A 14821-nucleotide genomic window follows, 5' to 3' on the forward strand; every position below is an offset into this window, starting at 1 on the left:
AAAATAGGAGGTAACATGAAATTTTTAGAACAACTCAATATAGATCTTAAGCAATATCACCTTTTAAATCACCCATTTTATCAATTATGGAATATGGGAAAGCTTAGTCGTTCTACTTTACAAACCTATGCAAAAGAGTATTATCATCACGTTACCGCTTTTCCATGTTATATAAGTGCAATACATTCTAAATGTAGCGATATAAAAACTAGGCAAATACTACTTAGTAATCTTGTAGAAGAAGAACAAGGCGAAGAAAATCATCCGGAATTATGGAAACGTTTTGCTGAAGGAATAGGATGTTTAAGAAGCAAACTTACTTCAGAACCTGAATTAGACTCAACTCAAAAACTTGTTCAAGGTTATTTTAAGTTAACAGAAAAATCTTTTGCTGTAGGGCTTGGAGCCTTATATGCTTATGAGCGTCAAACCCCTGAAGTATCTAACTCTAAAATTCAGGGGTTACAAAAATTTTATGGAATTTTAGATCACAGGACTTTACAATTTTTTATTGTTCATAGTGAAGTTGATCAATGGCATACTCAAGAATGTGCAAATTTGATTGATAATTTAAGCCTAAATGAACAAGAATTAGCATATCAGGGAGCAATAAAAGGAGCAAAGCTACTATGGCAATTTCTAGACGGTATACCTCAAATAAATGAAGAGTTGGTAGACGAAGTTTAATTACAAATGAAAAATATTTTTTTACATTCTTTAGTACTTGAGAATTATCGTAATTTCAAAAATCTTGAGCTAAAAACTGATAATACTCCGATAACTATTATTGGTGAAAACGGTAGTGGTAAAACTAATATCTTAGAAGCAATATCGCTTTTCTATCCAGGTAGAGGTTTAAGATCAGCAAGACTTGCTGATATATGTGGAGAGTCAGAAGATCATTGCTCTGTTAGGGCTTTAATACAAAGTAAGCTTGGGCTTGCAGAGTTTAACACACAAATCAAACGTATATCCAATAGAAGAGCAACTGAATATAATAATTCCAAAATCGCCAATAATGAGCTAAGTAAATTTACCAGCATGGTATGGCTTACTCCCCAAGTGGAGGGGATTTTTACAAGTGGTACTAGTGATAGAAGAAAATTTTTTGACCGAATAGTTTATAATTTTGATCCAAAACATGCAGAATTAGTTAGTAAATATGAACATTATATGCAGGAGCGGAATAAAATTCTAGCTGAAGACATGTGGGATAATAATTGGCTTAAAACTATTGAAGAAAAAATGACTGACACTTCAACCTATATTGCTAATAATCGCCTTAAAACCTTAGAGTTTATGCAACAAGCAATTGATGATCTGGAAAACGAATTTCCAAAAGCCGAGCTATCAATTGATGGAGTGGTAGAGCAGAAAATATTAAACGGCGAAGAAGATGTTGTTAGTTTTATTGCGGCAGAGCTTTATAAAACGAGAGATAAAGATAAATTACTTGGTCGTACCAGTTTTGGAGTCCATAAAAGCGACTTTTTAGTTAAACATAAACACAAAAATATCTTGGCAAAATTTTGCTCTACCGGTGAGCAGAAAGCTATTTTAATAGCAATAATACTTGCGGAAATGAATTATGCTATAAAGCTGACTATAGTACCTATTTTGCTTTTAGATGAGGTGTTTGTTCATTTAGATGATAGAAGACGAAAATATTTAACCGAATTTTTTATAAATACAAATCTACAATTGTGGGTTACAGCCACCGATTTAAAAGGAATAGAAGAATTTGGAAATAAATCTCAGTTGATTAGATTATAGGCGTTACCTGCGTAGATCAAAAAACACCCTTGACCACGCTATCCAAAAAACAACTAAACATATCAATATTATTGATATGTTTAACTGGATCGCATGAATAAATCACGGGATGACACAAGAAAAATTGATCCACGCAGGCAATGCCTCCTCGCAATGACGCAAACTAGATAACACCGAGTATAGCTTCAATCAATAAGGTTGATACATGAAATTTTGTGAGTCTCGATTGTGCTCACGTATTTTTATACGTTCCGCAATCTCGCTCGTAAATTTAATGCCTAAACCTTATTGCTTTTTGCTATAGAGTAAATTATATAGCAACTTTAGCAAAACGTTATTAGTTAATATCATGATCATCTTGCATATTAGTGTCTTCACCCATAGGTGGTACAGATTCAATAACATTTGAAGTAGTTACCTGACTAGTTTCATTTATTTCTGAACTTAGTGAGCTATTAAGTTCACCTAATTGTTTAGTCATAAATTCTAATTCTTTGTCAATATAATCACCCGAAGCTGGTTTATTTAATTTTAATAGTACCTGCTGAGTAAAGTCTTGTATGAAACTTTCTCTTTTTTTTACTAAATCATCTATATTTATTTCACTAACCTGCCGTTCAATAATTTGACTATTAAACTGTGTAAATGCTTGTAAAAATATTTGTATATTATGATGCTTACTATTATTATAAGCATTTACAAAACATTCATTTGCTTCAAATTCTTGTTGTAATTTATAAAGTACAACCCTTATAAAAGTTATATAAAGCGATATTGTTTGCTTCCCTAGCATCTTTTAAAGCTTCATCAAAAAAAGCTATAGATTTCTTATGATCACTTGTTTCTTCTGAATGATATAAAGCAAGACCTTTACAATAATTAGCCTCATCCGTTTTATTTAAATTGTCTAAAGCTTCTGCTTTTTCCCAATAAGCTTCTTGTAAACTAATCTCATTTGGATTGAAATATTCCTGGTTAGAAGCAATAAATTTGTCAAACTCTACAATAGCTTCTTCATTTTTACCCATCATTTTTAAAAGCTGTGCTTTATAATAAAAAGTTTCAGTGACAAGTTTACTGCTATCGTACATACCTCCTTTATGAATCATTAATTCATCATAAACTATTATTGCTTTATCAAACTGTTTTGCTTCTTTAAAAAGATTTGCTTTTTCCCAGTAAGCTACACATAAAAACTTATTATATTTTATGGCTTCATCAAGATTTTGAAAAGCTTCGTTAATTTCCCTCAATTGTTTTAGTAATAAAGCTTTGTAAAAATAAGCTTTTGCGAGAGATTTACTGTAATAATTAAGTTGATTTTCAGACATCACTGTAGTGCTTTCTGGAATTCGAAAATTATTTTTTTGTTTTTGTTTTATAGCTTCATTATAGAATGCCATTGCTTTATCATATTGCTCGTCAGTTTCAAAAACACTTCCTATAGCTAAAAATGGTTCAACATCAAAATTGAGATCAAAATGTGTTTTTCTATCCTCATACTCTATACGCCCACTCTCTAAAGCTTTCTTATAGGCAAACATTGCTGTTTGAAGATTACCCTTTTTAAGTAATTTATGACCTGCCTCTATATAATGTTGACGCTTATCACCTTCTGTAAAAGTTGTAGTATAAGATGGCATATACTCATTTATTATACTTAACATAGTTGCTACTGTTTCACTATCATATATACTTTCTAAACTTACTGATTCTTCTTTAACAATGCTGGCTTCTTTTTCCTCTCTTGAATATTCTGCTTTTCTTTGCGCTTCTTGTGCTTCCATGTTACTTTTTAAGCTATTAAATTCTTTCTTGGTTAATTTCTCTTTCATAATTTTATCTAATTTTAATATATTGTGAGTGGTAAAAATCTATTACTAACTATTGAGAGGAAAAACAAGTATAGTAAATTAAGTTGAGGTTTGAGTATAGGGATGATATATATAAAGGAAAATGCCAAGATCATATAGTCAAGATTTTAGAAAAAGAGTTATAGGATATGTAGAAAGAGGTAATAGCTGCAATAGCACTGCGATAAGATTTGAAATAGCAGCAAACACAGTAAGGAATTGGTATAAGAGATATAAGTCCGAAGGACATTATTTAGCAAGAAGAATAGGAGGCAAAAAAGGACGGGTAACAAGTCAAGATGTTGAGTTGTACGTGAGTTCTAATCCTAATTTCACATTATTAGAAATGGGTACGTATTTTAATATGAGTTCTGTGGGTGCGTATTATTGGTTAAAGCAACTAGGTTTTAGCTATAAAAAAAAGACTTTTCCTACTTGGAAGCAAGTCAAGAAAAGCGAGATAAGTACCAAGAGGTCATAAAAGATACACCAATAGAACATCTTGTATATATTGATGAAAGTGGTATTGAGATAAATATCTGCAAAGATAGAGGATGGGGCAAAAAAAGCGAAAAACTTATTGGTAAAAAAAGCGGTAAATATTACAACAGAACAAATATCATAGCTGGTTATGTTAATAAAGAGTGTATAGCACCGATGATATTTAATGGAACATGTAATAGACAATTATTTGAAAGTTGGGTTGGAGAATTTTTAATAAAAGAGCTAAAACCTGGACAAGTTGTAGTGATGGATAACGCTGCTTTCCATAAGTCTCAAAGGACCAAAGAACTAATAGAATCAGTAGGTTGTAGGATAATATTCTTACCACCTTACTCCCCTGATCTAAATCCAATAGAGAAATTTTGGGCCAATATGAAGCGATGGATTAAAGCTACAATTACTCAATTTGATCAATTATATAATGCTTTAATTCAATTCTTTAATACGCAAACTTCAACTTAATTTACCATATTACATGTTCCATTAAATATCATCGGTGCTATACACTCTTTATTAACATAACCAGCTATGATATTTGTTCTGTTGTAATATTTACCGCTTTTTTTACCAATAAGTTTTTCGCTTTTTTTGCCCCATCCTCTATCTTTGCAGATATTTATCTCAATACCACTTTCATCAATATATACAAGATGTTCTATTGGTGTATCTTTTATGACCTCTTGGTACTTATCTCGCTTTTCTTGACTTGCTTCCAAGTAGGAAAAGTCTTTTTTTTATAGCTAAAACCTAGTTGCTTTAACCAATAATACGCACCCACAGAACTCATATTAAAATACGTACCCATTTCTAATAATGTGAAATTAGGATTAGAACTCACGTACAACTCAACATCTTGACTTGTTACCCGTCCTTTTTTGCCTCCTATTCTTCTTGCTAAATAATGTCCTTCGGACTTATATCTCTTATACCAATTCCTTACTGTGTTTGCTGCTATTTCAAATCTTATCGCAGTGCTATTGCAGCTATTACCTCTTTCTACATATCCTATAACTCTTTTTCTAAAATCTTGACTATATGATCTTGGCATTTTCCTTTATATATATCATCCCTATACTCAAACCTCAACTTAATTTACTATAGACAATTATTTGAAAGTTGGGTTGGAGAATTTTTAATAAAAGAGCTAAAACCTGGACAAGTTGTAGTGATGGATAACGCTGCTTTCCATAAGTCTCAAAGGACCAAAGAACTAATAGAATCAGTAGGTTGTAGGATAATATTCTTACCACCTTACTCCCCTGATCTAAATCCAATAGAGAAATTTTGGACCAATATGAAGCGATGGATTAAAGCTACAATTACTCAATTTGATCAATTATATAATGCTTTAATTCAATTCTTTAATACGCAAACTTCAACTTAATTTACCATAATCCACGCTGACAATGCTTTCTTGCAATGATGTGGATTCCTCACTTCCCTATACAGAAATTCCTAAATATCTCACCGAGTATTTCTTCAACGCCGATCACACCGGTTATAGCTCCAATACTACGCATTGCCATTCGGATGTCTTCCGTTGCTAGGACTAAATCATTATTAAGATTAAAATCTTTTAGATAAGTGAGGGCTTGTTTGAGATAATGGCGGTGGCGTTCATTTGTTATATAAGGCGTTTCAGTAAAGCCTGCTATATTTTCAGCAATTTCTTCAATGTTTTTTAATATACTCGGTAAAGCTATATTATTTTTAATTGAAACTTTTAGTATTTTATATTTTTCTTCCAGTGAAAATATTTTATTCTCTTCTATAAGATCAATTTTGTTGATTACTACAATAGTATTCTCATCAATCAAACCTGTTATATCTTTATTAGCTGTAGAGTCTAAAGTCTCAGCATCAAACATCACAATTTTAATATCAGCTTTTTTTGCTGAATCTATTGCTCGTTTAATTCCCTCTTGTTCTATAACATCATTGCTTTCGCCTCTTATACCTGCTGTATCTTGTAAGATAATAGGGTAGCCGCCTATATCTAGATTTCCCTCTATTATATCTCTAGTAGTACCTGCTATATTTGAGACAATTGCAACATCTCTTCGCATCAGAAAATTAAGCAGGCTAGATTTGCCAGCATTCGGTGATCCTATAATTGCAAGCTTTAACCCACTTCGGAGCAACTCCCCTTTTCTCTTATCATTAAGATATTCGGATATTGTGTTTATAAGTGTTTTATGAGTATTTGTAACATCTTTTAATACGCTTTCCGGTATATCTTCGTCAGGAAAATCTATATATGCCTCGAGTAAAGATATAATCCGCAGCAACTGACTTCGCCAGCTGTTATATAGCTCTTCAAGTGCTCCCCCTGCTTGCCTAATTGCCTGTTTATGTTGCATAATTGTTTCAGCATTAATTAAATCGGCAATACCCTCTGCTGCAGTTAAATCAAATTTATTATTTAGAAAAGCTCTTTTGGTAAATTCCCCTGCTTCTGCTAAACGAACGCCTGGTATATTTAGTAAAGCATTCATAAGCATTATAGAGATGGCTTTACTACCGTGAGTATGAATTTCTACCACATCTTCACCGGTAAAGCTATTAGGTGCTTTGAAATAAACAACCATAGCATTATCAATTAAGTTATTGCTTTCTGGAGAAGCAAGTTTTTGGTAATACATAAAGCGTGGTTTAAAATTAGATTTACCAGTTAGTACCTCTAAAATCTCTAAACTTTTAGCCCCAGAAACCCTAAAAACTGCTACTCCTGCTTTACCAAAGCTAGAGCTTTGTGCAAATATCGTTTCCATTTTTTTATAATCCTAATATAAAACAATGTCATCCCGTGACTTGTCTATGGGGTGACACTGAGTACCCTAATAACTCTTCTGTAAAGCTTTAAAGCAGAAGAGTATTGTTTATTAAATAATATATAATATAATAACAAATTAAATAAGCTACATTTACTTGAGAAAATCATGACACCAAAAACACCTCTTTTAGATTCCGGTCGGTTAAACTGTCAAATACCAAATTATAAAGCTAAAATTTTAGAGCTTAGCAAAAAACATGAGCCAAATTCTTTATATGTGGAATTTATTGAAAAATTTCTAAGTTATATTCCTATTGATTATGATTTTGAGAATAAGCAAAAACTATTTTTTGATTTTGCCGATAAAGCTTTTAACTTTTTTAAGTATCGAGAAAAAGGCGAAAGAAAAATATCAATAACAAATACTGTTATTGAAAACGATCCAGCAATAAATGTGCTAATATTGCTTGATAATAAAGCATATATTGTTGATTTTATCTTATGTCTTCTTAAGAATAAGGCACTGCAAACTAAGTTTTTACTGCATCCGGTAATAAAATGTACTCGTGATAGTAAAGGCAACCTAGAAAAAATACTAGAAAATTCAGCAGCTGAAGAAAAATCAGAATCTATATTACATTTAACAATCCTCGGAAATTTTGATGATAGTGCAGCTAATTTACTAACAAAAGCTATAAATGATAGGCTAGATGAGCTTGAGGAAAGCCATAATGCCTTACCAAATATGCAGGCAAAGCTCCAAGATTTATCTAAAAATATAATCGATAATGAGAAACTGAATTCTATAGAGGCTAAAGAATTTTTAAATTGGTTACAAAATGATAATTTAATTTTATTAGGTACTATTGATTTTGAAGTAAATTCTACAAAATTAAGTAACAAGATTGGGACAACAAAAATATGGCAAGAAGTAAAAGATGAGATTGAAGATATTGTAAAATGTTCAGCTAGCCCATTATATCAAAACCAGCTAATAATACTTGGTAAGATAAATAGTGCCTCACTTATTCATACAGATAATTTAATTGATTATATTTTAGTAAAGAAATTTAACTCTTCTGGTGAGTATATTTCAGGAAGTATAATTTTTGGTATATATAACTCAAGTATGTATTACCATTCAATAAGTAATATCCCGATTCTTAGACAGAAATTTAACTTTGTGATAGGGAAAGCTGGTTTTGCATTATCTGGTTATAATGCTGATAAGTTAAAAATTTTGATGGAGTCCTTACCTCGTGAGGCTTTAATTCAAATTGATCAAGGTGATTTATATTGCATGTGTTTGCATATGCTTTCTAGTATGATGAGTAAGAAGCTTAAATTATTCATTCAATATGATTGGTCGAGTTCTTTCTTAAACATTATAATTTTCTTACCTAGAGAGCGTCTAACTTCTGAGATACATAACCTGATAGATTGTTATTTAGCTGAGAAATTCGGCAGTAAAATTCTATCTAACTATATTACCGAGGTAGCAGGCAGTTTTTCTTATCTTTTTGTTACCCTTGAAGCACAAGATAAACATAAAATAAATTTTGAAGCAGAAAAAATCCAGCAAGATTTAGATCGTATTTCTAGATGTTGGAGTGAAGATTTTTACTTGAAGCTTTCTAAAAAATTCGGTGAATATCAAGCAGGGATTAATTTAAAACTATTTGATAATATTTTTCCTGCTGATTATAGGCAAAAATTCTCTCCTGAAATAGCTTTAACAGATATTGAATATTTAACTGAAGCAAGTAGGAATCAAAGACGCATGTTTAATTTGATTGCTACAGGTGAATCAGAATTTTATCTAAAAATATATAGTCCGGAAGTTAGTCTTGCTCTTTCTAATATATTACCACCAATAGAAAATTTAGGATTTAGTGCAATCGATGAACAGAGCTTTGTAATTAAAGAAGTCGGTGAGATTAAAGAAAGCTGGATATATAATTTTATTTTAACTTCCGTAGTGCCAGTAAAAGATAATATTCAAGAGCTAAAAATAAATGTTGAAGAAGCATTAGACAAAATGGTTCTTGGCATGCTTGCTAATGACTCTTTAAGTAAATTAATAGTACTTGCCGGTTTTAACTGGAAGCAAGTTAAACTAGTCAAAGCTTTAACAAGATATTTACATCAAACAGGCTTTAGCTATGGTAAGGGTTATGTACAATTAACGCTTCTTAAACATCCTGAATATACAAAAAAATTAGTAAATCTATTTGATATAAAATTTAATCCTAAACATCTTGATCACGACTTCAAAGATATAAAAAAACAATTAAATGATTATTTATTAAAAGTTGATGTAAGTAGTGAGGATAAAGTACTTCGTAGTATGCTTGGTATTTTTGAAGCTGTTACTAGAACAAATTACTATCAACCTAACAAACATTATTTCTCATTTAAATTTGACTCCTCAAAAATACCGCACTTACCTCAGCCTATTCCATTTGCCGAAATATTTGTTTATTCAAGAAGTTTTGAAGGGGTGCATTTAAGAGGTGGTCCTGTGTCACGTGGGGGACTGAGATGGTCAGATAGAGCAGAAGATTATAGATATGAAGTGCTGGGGCTTATGAAAGCACAAATGACTAAAAATTCTGTTATAGTACCTGTCGGTTCTAAAGGTGGCTTTTATCTTCATTTTACTGATGAGGGAATGAGTCGTGATGAATATATGGCAAAGGTTGTTGAGTGTTATAAAAATTTCCTTAGAGGGTTATTAGATATTACCGATAATATAATTGATGGCAAGGTAGTACATCCTCAAGATATTATTATTTACGATAAGGAAGATCCATATTTAGTAGTTGCTGCTGATAAAGGAACAGCTTCATTTTCAGATTATGCTAATAGTGTTTCCAGAGAATATAATTATTGGCTTGATGATGCTTTTGCTTCAGGTGGTTCTGCTGGTTATGACCATAAGAAAATGGCTATTACCTCTAAAGGTGCTTGGATTTCTGTAACTAATCATTTCAAAACTTTAGGTATAGATGTACAGAAAGACCCTATTACTGTAACAGGGATAGGCGATATGTCGGGTGACGTATTCGGTAATGGAATGCTTCGCTCGAAAGCTATTAAGTTAGTTGCTGCTTTTAACCATAAGCACATATTTATTGATCCTGAACCTGATCCTTTAACAAGCTTTAATGAGCGTTTACGTCTATTTAATTTAAAAGGTTCTAACTGGTCTGATTATGATAATAAACTCATTTCCAAAGGCGGTGGGATATTTGAGCGTAGTAGCAAGTCGGTAAAACTATCACCGGAAATTAAAAAATTACTTGATGTAAATGATAGTGAAATATCACCTGAAGAGCTAATTAAAGCTGTTTTAAAAGCTGAAGTTGATTTGCTATGGAATGGCGGTATAGGCACTTACATTAAAGCGAAAACAGAGAATCATCCAGAGATCGGAGATAAAGCGAACGATAATTTAAGATGTAATGGTGAAGAAATTAGAGCAAAGGTTGTTGCAGAAGGTGGTAATGTCGGTGTATCGCAACGAGGCAGAATTGAGTATGCTAAAAAAGGTGGACGCATCAATACCGACTTTATTGATAACTCAGCAGGTGTTGATTGTTCTGACCACGAAGTAAATATTAAAGTTGCTTTTAGTAATTCTGTTGCTTCCGGTAAGGTTACTTTAGAACAGCGTAACAAGCTGTTAATTGATATGACTTGCCAAGTTGAAGAATTGGTTTTAGAGGATAATTATAAGCAAACCGAAGCAATAACGATTATGCAGTTATCGCCTACTTTAACAGTCAGTATATTCAGCCAGTTTATTGATATTTTAGAAGAAGAGAAAATATTAGTACGTGAAAATGAATTTTTACCAACTTCCGAAGAATTAAATAGAAGAGCCATAAACGGAGAAGTATTAACCCGTCCTGAACTTTGCTTATTACTTTCATATAGTAAAAGATCGGCTTCTCATGAATTACGTAATTCAACCTTTTCTCATGATAAATATTTTGATTCTTATCTTGTAAATTATTTTCCTAAAATAATGCAGGAGAAGTTTCATAAGGAAATTTTATCTCATCCTCTTAAGCATGAAATTATTAAAACTGTTGTAATAAATAAAATAGTTAATCAACTTGGTGGACCACTTATTAGCATAACAAAACGTGAAACTGGTGCTCCTCTTTGCGACATAATAAGGTCATATACTATCATTTGTGAAATTTTTGAACTTGATGATATATGGGAAAAGATAAGTAATTTAGCTACTAATATCGATTATAACATTAAGATTGATATGTTTACTGAGATAACAAAATTAATGCGTCGTGGTATTTCTTGGGTTATCAAGAATTTAAAACATCCAATTAATATTAGTAAAACCATAGAAGAGTTTAAAAAACCTGCACAGAATTTAAGAGAAATAGTAAGTAATTTACTAGCCGGAGAAGCAAAAATAAAGTTTGAAGAAAAGTTAAATTATTATGTAAGTAATGGAATAGACAAATCATTTGCTAAAGATATTCTTACCTTTGATAGTTTGATTTCGGTATTTGATATAATACACGTAACGAAACAAATATCAGGTAATGATGAAGAAATGGCAAAAGCCTATTTTACTATCGGTAATATGTTTAGTTTAGACTGGTTACGTAAAACTTGTGATAGACAATTAAACGATTCATATTGGCGTCGTTTGGGTCTGCAATCCTTAAAAGATGACTTATATGACAAACAACGTAGATTATTAATAAAAATTATTAATAAATCTCAAACAACTATTGATTTAGATTTATGGATTGATAATAATAAAAGTTTAGTTAAGAATTTTCTTGATTTTATTAAAGAAATTAAATCTCAGGAAATTATAGACTTAAATGTAATAATTTTAGTAAATAAAAAATTTGAAATATTTTTACAAAAACTTGAATAATTATGTCATCAATGCTTAAGCAGACCAGATTAGATCTGGGTAAAACCTTAAACCAAGTATCTCTAGATTTAAAAATTAGAAAAAAATATTTAATAGCTTTAGAAGAAGAGAAATTAGATATTTTACCAGGGGAAGTATATGTAAAAGGTTATCTAAAATTATACTTAGATTACCTTAACATAAGAGATCGTAATGCTGAGCAGTTAGAAACTAAAAAAAATAATGAACAAGAAAAATTATTAAGTAGAAATAAAAATAAAGCCTTAGTAAATTATAGACATAAAAAACAGTTAATATTTATGTCTGTTGTAATGTTATATATTATTATAATAATTTATCCATTTATAGAGTTAGCTTAAAAAATGAATAATGAAATATTAATGAGCTTAATGCAACAAGTAGAGTATAGGCTTGATAATCTATTAAATGTGCTTGCAAATAATCAATATGAGATTCATAGGTTACAAAATGAAAATAATCAACTAAGAAATGATTATGTAAGAATTTTAGATCAAATTAACATTTATGTTAATGAACTCGAAGAAATAAAAAAATTACAAAAATAATTATGGCAATTGTTACTATAACATTAAATAATAAAAACTTTCAATTATATTGTAATAGTGGTGAAGAGGAAAAATTATTATTTTTAGCAAATAAATTAAATGAAAAAATAAGCGAAATCAAAGCAGTAAATCCTGCTGCATCATTTGATTTATTGCTTGTTATAGCCCTACTCAATGCTCAATCCGAAATAACGCATCTTACTAATAAGATTGAGTCAAATAGTCTTCAAAAAAATCCTCAAGATGAAGAAAAATTTGCAGAAACTTTATCCACTATAGCAAGTTATTTAGAAAACCTTGCACGCAAAATGGAAAAGTGATATATTAACACTTGGCTGCTTGGTTCGTGAGCTTAATATTAGCCTAGGACTACCACTAACTTTTAGGACATCGTCCCTGTCTAATACTCATTTAAGTTTAGATATATGAAGTCCACCTTTACATAAAGGTCTTTGAAGGATTTTAAGTAACGACTAAAGCGGTCATGTAGACTCGTTTTGTTTGAAAAATTGGCACCGTTACTTTTTGATTATAATCCGCTACTATACTAGTATGTACGCTGCGGTTATAAGCTTCAAAGTCGATTCCTCTTTTCCAAATAAAACTTCGTCTACCTACATTATAATCTTCTTTTAGGAGTATGAAATATTACTTTTAAAAGAAAAAAGTATACACCTCTAAAATGAAACAAAAAAAATCTGCTAATAAAGTGCTTGGTGCATTTTTAGGTACTATCATTGAATATTACGACTACAGCCTATACGGATTTTCTGCTGCAATTATTGCTGAAAAATTCTTCTCCCCTGCTACGGATCAATTAACAAAACTTGTAAATGTTTTTGCTGTATATGCCGTTGCATATCTATCAAAACCTCTTGGAGCTTATATATTTGGACGTATAGGTGATAAGTATGGCAGAAAAAAAGCCCTTAGCTTTACAATTATCGGTATTATAATCCCTACCTTAATAATAGGGTTATTACCTGACTACTCTACCCTTGGAGTTTGGAGTACGATAATCCTTGTTTTATGCCGTTTTATGCAAGGCATATTTATTGCAGGTGAGTATGATGGTGCTGCAATTTACGTTATTGAACATTTAGGTCCAAAATACCAATTTACAGCTTCAGCTATCACTAGATGTACAGGTGTTATAGGATTATTATCAGGAATTGGGGCAACTAACTTTTTTAATGCACATATTTTTCCTGATTGGAGTTGGCGTATTCCATTTTTATTAAGCTTACCATTGGGGCTTGTAACTCTTTATTATCGTCAGAAATTTGATGAGACACCTGAATTTAAAAAGGCTGGTGGTAATAATTCCATTCAAAAATTTAATGTTTTGATCCGAAAGCAATGGAAGAATATTTTGCCTCTCATATTTTTAGCAGGAGGTTTTGGAGCAACATATCAAATTGCAGTCATTTTTATGAAGCAATATTTACCGCTTGTGCTACCTGCAACTGGCGTTATAATGAGTTCCTTTTCGGTATTAGTAGTATTATGCTTTGCTGTTTTTATGCCAATCGCCGGATTTATTGCCGATCGTATTCGTGTTAATATAGTATTAAAAACTGCCCTCATATCTACCATTATAGCAAGTATAATTTTTACGATAGCGGTAGAGTATCAAATGACTAATTTGGGGCTTTTTGCTAGCTTGCTGCTTGCTGCTTCAGTTGCTCCGTTTAACGCTCTCGCTCATAGCGTAGTTATTAAATCTTTTGCAGTTAGAGAGCGTTATCGCACCATAAGTTTTGGGCATACTATAGGCTCGATGCTAATGTCTGGGACTGCTAATTATATATGTCTATTGGTAATTAAAAAATATAATTTTACTCTATTCCCTATTTTATATATTTGTATTTTCAGTGTACTCGCTTATTCTATGACTGTGTTATTTGATCATAAAACAAAATGAAAAATCAAATTAAGACTTCTTTTTAAACATCTCTAGCATTCTTTTTGTGACTATGAATCCGCCAAAGATATTGATAGATGCAAGCAGCGTTGCAAAAATCCCTAGCAAGCGAGAAAAACCAAAAGCACTACTACTTGCTGCTATCATAGAACTTAACACTATAATGCCTGAAATAGCGTTAGTGATTGACATAAGTGGAGTGTGTAATGCTGGAGTTACTTTCCATACTACATAATAGCCTACAAAAGAAGCTAGTACAAAAACTGTTATAGCAAACACTAAAGGATCAATAGTAGAAGCTGCAACTTGCGAGCTGCCATCTATCACTAAATCTTTTAATTTATCTGATAGTTCTTGGGTATTTTGAGCAATTTCACTAGCTTGCCTAGCTATTATTGGTAATTGATTCATATTTTTTCTTTTAAAATGTTGTTTAACGTCGTGAGTTAAGCCTTACTGTGTCATCCCTTGGCTTGGGAACTAGATCCAGTAAAACAAACATAAATACGA

15 protein-coding genes and 1 pseudogene are annotated in these 14821 nt (G+C 31.4%); 10 read left to right on the forward strand and 6 right to left on the reverse strand.

Annotated elements, in window-relative coordinates; all coding sequences use genetic code 11:
* Positions 1-15: 15 nt before the first annotated feature.
* Positions 16-687, forward strand: coding sequence for a CADD family putative folate metabolism protein (locus ACICQC_RS10025; RefSeq protein WP_395476903.1), 672 nt, complete (start codon positions 16-18; stop codon positions 685-687).
* 6 nt (positions 688-693) lie between these two features.
* A complete protein-coding gene (recF, locus tag ACICQC_RS10030) occupies positions 694-1773 on the forward strand; it encodes a DNA replication/repair protein RecF (protein WP_395476904.1) in 1080 nt (359 codons plus the stop codon).
* Positions 1774-2110: 337 nt separating this feature from the next.
* Here the strand turns inward: recF and ACICQC_RS10035 are convergent, their stop codons facing one another.
* Both ACICQC_RS10035 and ACICQC_RS10040 read right to left on the reverse strand, forming a co-directional pair.
* On the reverse strand, positions 2111-2566 hold the full coding sequence (locus ACICQC_RS10035; RefSeq protein ID WP_395476905.1) for a hypothetical protein: 456 nt from the start codon (positions 2564-2566) through the stop codon (positions 2111-2113).
* On the reverse strand, positions 2508-3560 hold the full coding sequence (locus ACICQC_RS10040) for a tetratricopeptide repeat protein (RefSeq protein ID WP_395476906.1): 1053 nt from the start codon (positions 3558-3560) through the stop codon (positions 2508-2510). Before ACICQC_RS10040 ends, ACICQC_RS10035 begins: the two co-directional genes overlap by 59 nt.
* 169 nt (positions 3561-3729) lie before the next feature.
* Here ACICQC_RS10040 and ACICQC_RS10045 point away from each other — a divergent pair, with 169 nt between their 5' ends.
* Entirely contained in the window at positions 3730-4107 is a 378-nt protein-coding gene (locus ACICQC_RS10045) for an IS630 transposase-related protein (protein WP_395476240.1), read from the forward strand.
* Positions 4062-4592 carry an IS630 family transposase gene (locus ACICQC_RS10050; protein WP_395476342.1) on the forward strand — a complete coding sequence of 177 codons (531 nt, stop codon included), beginning with the start codon at positions 4062-4064 and terminating at the stop codon, positions 4590-4592. Before ACICQC_RS10045 ends, ACICQC_RS10050 begins: the two co-directional genes overlap by 46 nt.
* On the opposite strand, the gene ACICQC_RS10055 is transcribed toward ACICQC_RS10050, so the two are convergent.
* Positions 4589-4846 (reverse strand): hypothetical protein, encoded by a 258-nt coding sequence (locus ACICQC_RS10055; RefSeq protein WP_395476907.1) that lies wholly within the window; start codon positions 4844-4846, stop codon positions 4589-4591. The genes ACICQC_RS10050 and ACICQC_RS10055 overlap by 4 nt on opposite strands.
* Positions 4801-5178, reverse strand: coding sequence for an IS630 transposase-related protein (locus ACICQC_RS10060; RefSeq protein WP_395476240.1), 378 nt, complete (start codon positions 5176-5178; stop codon positions 4801-4803). Before ACICQC_RS10060 ends, ACICQC_RS10055 begins: the two co-directional genes overlap by 46 nt.
* Before the next feature lie 78 nt (positions 5179-5256).
* Between ACICQC_RS10060 and ACICQC_RS10065 the strand changes: the two are divergent.
* Positions 5257-5514: pseudogene (locus tag ACICQC_RS10065) on the forward strand (transposase); the annotation flags it as partial.
* A gap of 49 nt (positions 5515-5563) precedes the next feature.
* Here ACICQC_RS10065 and mnmE read toward each other — a convergent pair.
* Positions 5564-6901: a tRNA uridine-5-carboxymethylaminomethyl(34) synthesis GTPase MnmE gene (gene mnmE / locus ACICQC_RS10070; protein ID WP_395476908.1), complete on the reverse strand. Its 1338-nt coding sequence runs from the start codon at positions 6899-6901 to the stop codon at positions 5564-5566.
* Positions 6902-7069: 168 nt separating this feature from the next.
* On the opposite strand from mnmE, the gene ACICQC_RS10075 reads away from it, so the two are divergent.
* The 5 genes from ACICQC_RS10075 to ACICQC_RS10095 all read left to right on the forward strand — a co-directional run bounded on the left by ACICQC_RS10075 (position 7070) and on the right by ACICQC_RS10095 (position 14311).
* Positions 7070-11821, forward strand: coding sequence for an NAD-glutamate dehydrogenase (locus ACICQC_RS10075; RefSeq protein ID WP_395476909.1), 4752 nt, complete (start codon positions 7070-7072; stop codon positions 11819-11821).
* A gap of 2 nt (positions 11822-11823) precedes the next feature.
* A complete protein-coding gene (locus ACICQC_RS10080; RefSeq protein WP_395476910.1) occupies positions 11824-12180 on the forward strand; it encodes a helix-turn-helix domain-containing protein in 357 nt (118 codons plus the stop codon).
* 30 nt (positions 12181-12210) lie between these two features.
* A complete protein-coding gene (locus ACICQC_RS10085) occupies positions 12211-12387 on the forward strand; it encodes a hypothetical protein (protein WP_395476911.1) in 177 nt (58 codons plus the stop codon).
* 2 nt (positions 12388-12389) lie between these two features.
* Positions 12390-12707: a cell division protein ZapA gene (locus ACICQC_RS10090; protein WP_395476912.1), complete on the forward strand. Its 318-nt coding sequence runs from the start codon at positions 12390-12392 to the stop codon at positions 12705-12707.
* Between the two features lie 362 nt (positions 12708-13069).
* Positions 13070-14311: an MFS transporter gene (locus ACICQC_RS10095; protein WP_395476913.1), complete on the forward strand. Its 1242-nt coding sequence runs from the start codon at positions 13070-13072 to the stop codon at positions 14309-14311.
* Between the two features lie 9 nt (positions 14312-14320).
* On the opposite strand, the gene ACICQC_RS10100 is transcribed toward ACICQC_RS10095, so the two are convergent.
* Entirely contained in the window at positions 14321-14722 is a 402-nt protein-coding gene (locus ACICQC_RS10100) for an NAD(P) transhydrogenase subunit alpha (RefSeq protein ID WP_395476914.1), read from the reverse strand.
* Positions 14723-14821 lie beyond the last annotated feature (99 nt).

This window comes from Rickettsia endosymbiont of Pantilius tunicatus, assembly GCF_964291875.1.
In the GTDB taxonomy this organism is placed as follows: Bacteria; Pseudomonadota; Alphaproteobacteria; order Rickettsiales; family Rickettsiaceae; genus Rickettsia.

Bases quoted from the DNA above. Each gene is read 5' to 3' on its own strand.
- ACICQC_RS10025 (WP_395476903.1), top strand. From the start codon at position 16: ATGAAATTTTTAGAACAACTCAATATAGATCTTAAGCAATATCACCTT.
- recF (WP_395476904.1), top strand. From the start codon at position 694: ATGAAAAATATTTTTTTACATTCTTTAGTACTTGAGAATTATCGTAAT.
- ACICQC_RS10035 (WP_395476905.1), bottom strand. From the start codon at position 2,566: ATGCTAGGGAAGCAAACAATATCGCTTTATATAACTTTTATAAGGGTT.
- ACICQC_RS10040 (WP_395476906.1), bottom strand. From the start codon at position 3,560: ATGGAAGCACAAGAAGCGCAAAGAAAAGCAGAATATTCAAGAGAGGAA.
- ACICQC_RS10045 (WP_395476240.1), top strand. From the start codon at position 3,730: ATGCCAAGATCATATAGTCAAGATTTTAGAAAAAGAGTTATAGGATAT.
- ACICQC_RS10060 (WP_395476240.1), bottom strand. From the start codon at position 5,178: ATGCCAAGATCATATAGTCAAGATTTTAGAAAAAGAGTTATAGGATAT.
- mnmE (WP_395476908.1), bottom strand. From the start codon at position 6,901: ATGGAAACGATATTTGCACAAAGCTCTAGCTTTGGTAAAGCAGGAGTA.
- ACICQC_RS10075 (WP_395476909.1), top strand. From the start codon at position 7,070: ATGACACCAAAAACACCTCTTTTAGATTCCGGTCGGTTAAACTGTCAA.
- ACICQC_RS10080 (WP_395476910.1), top strand. From the start codon at position 11,824: ATGTCATCAATGCTTAAGCAGACCAGATTAGATCTGGGTAAAACCTTA.
- ACICQC_RS10085 (WP_395476911.1), top strand. From the start codon at position 12,211: ATGCAACAAGTAGAGTATAGGCTTGATAATCTATTAAATGTGCTTGCA.
- ACICQC_RS10090 (WP_395476912.1), top strand. From the start codon at position 12,390: ATGGCAATTGTTACTATAACATTAAATAATAAAAACTTTCAATTATAT.
- ACICQC_RS10095 (WP_395476913.1), top strand. From the start codon at position 13,070: ATGAAACAAAAAAAATCTGCTAATAAAGTGCTTGGTGCATTTTTAGGT.
- ACICQC_RS10100 (WP_395476914.1), bottom strand. From the start codon at position 14,722: ATGAATCAATTACCAATAATAGCTAGGCAAGCTAGTGAAATTGCTCAA.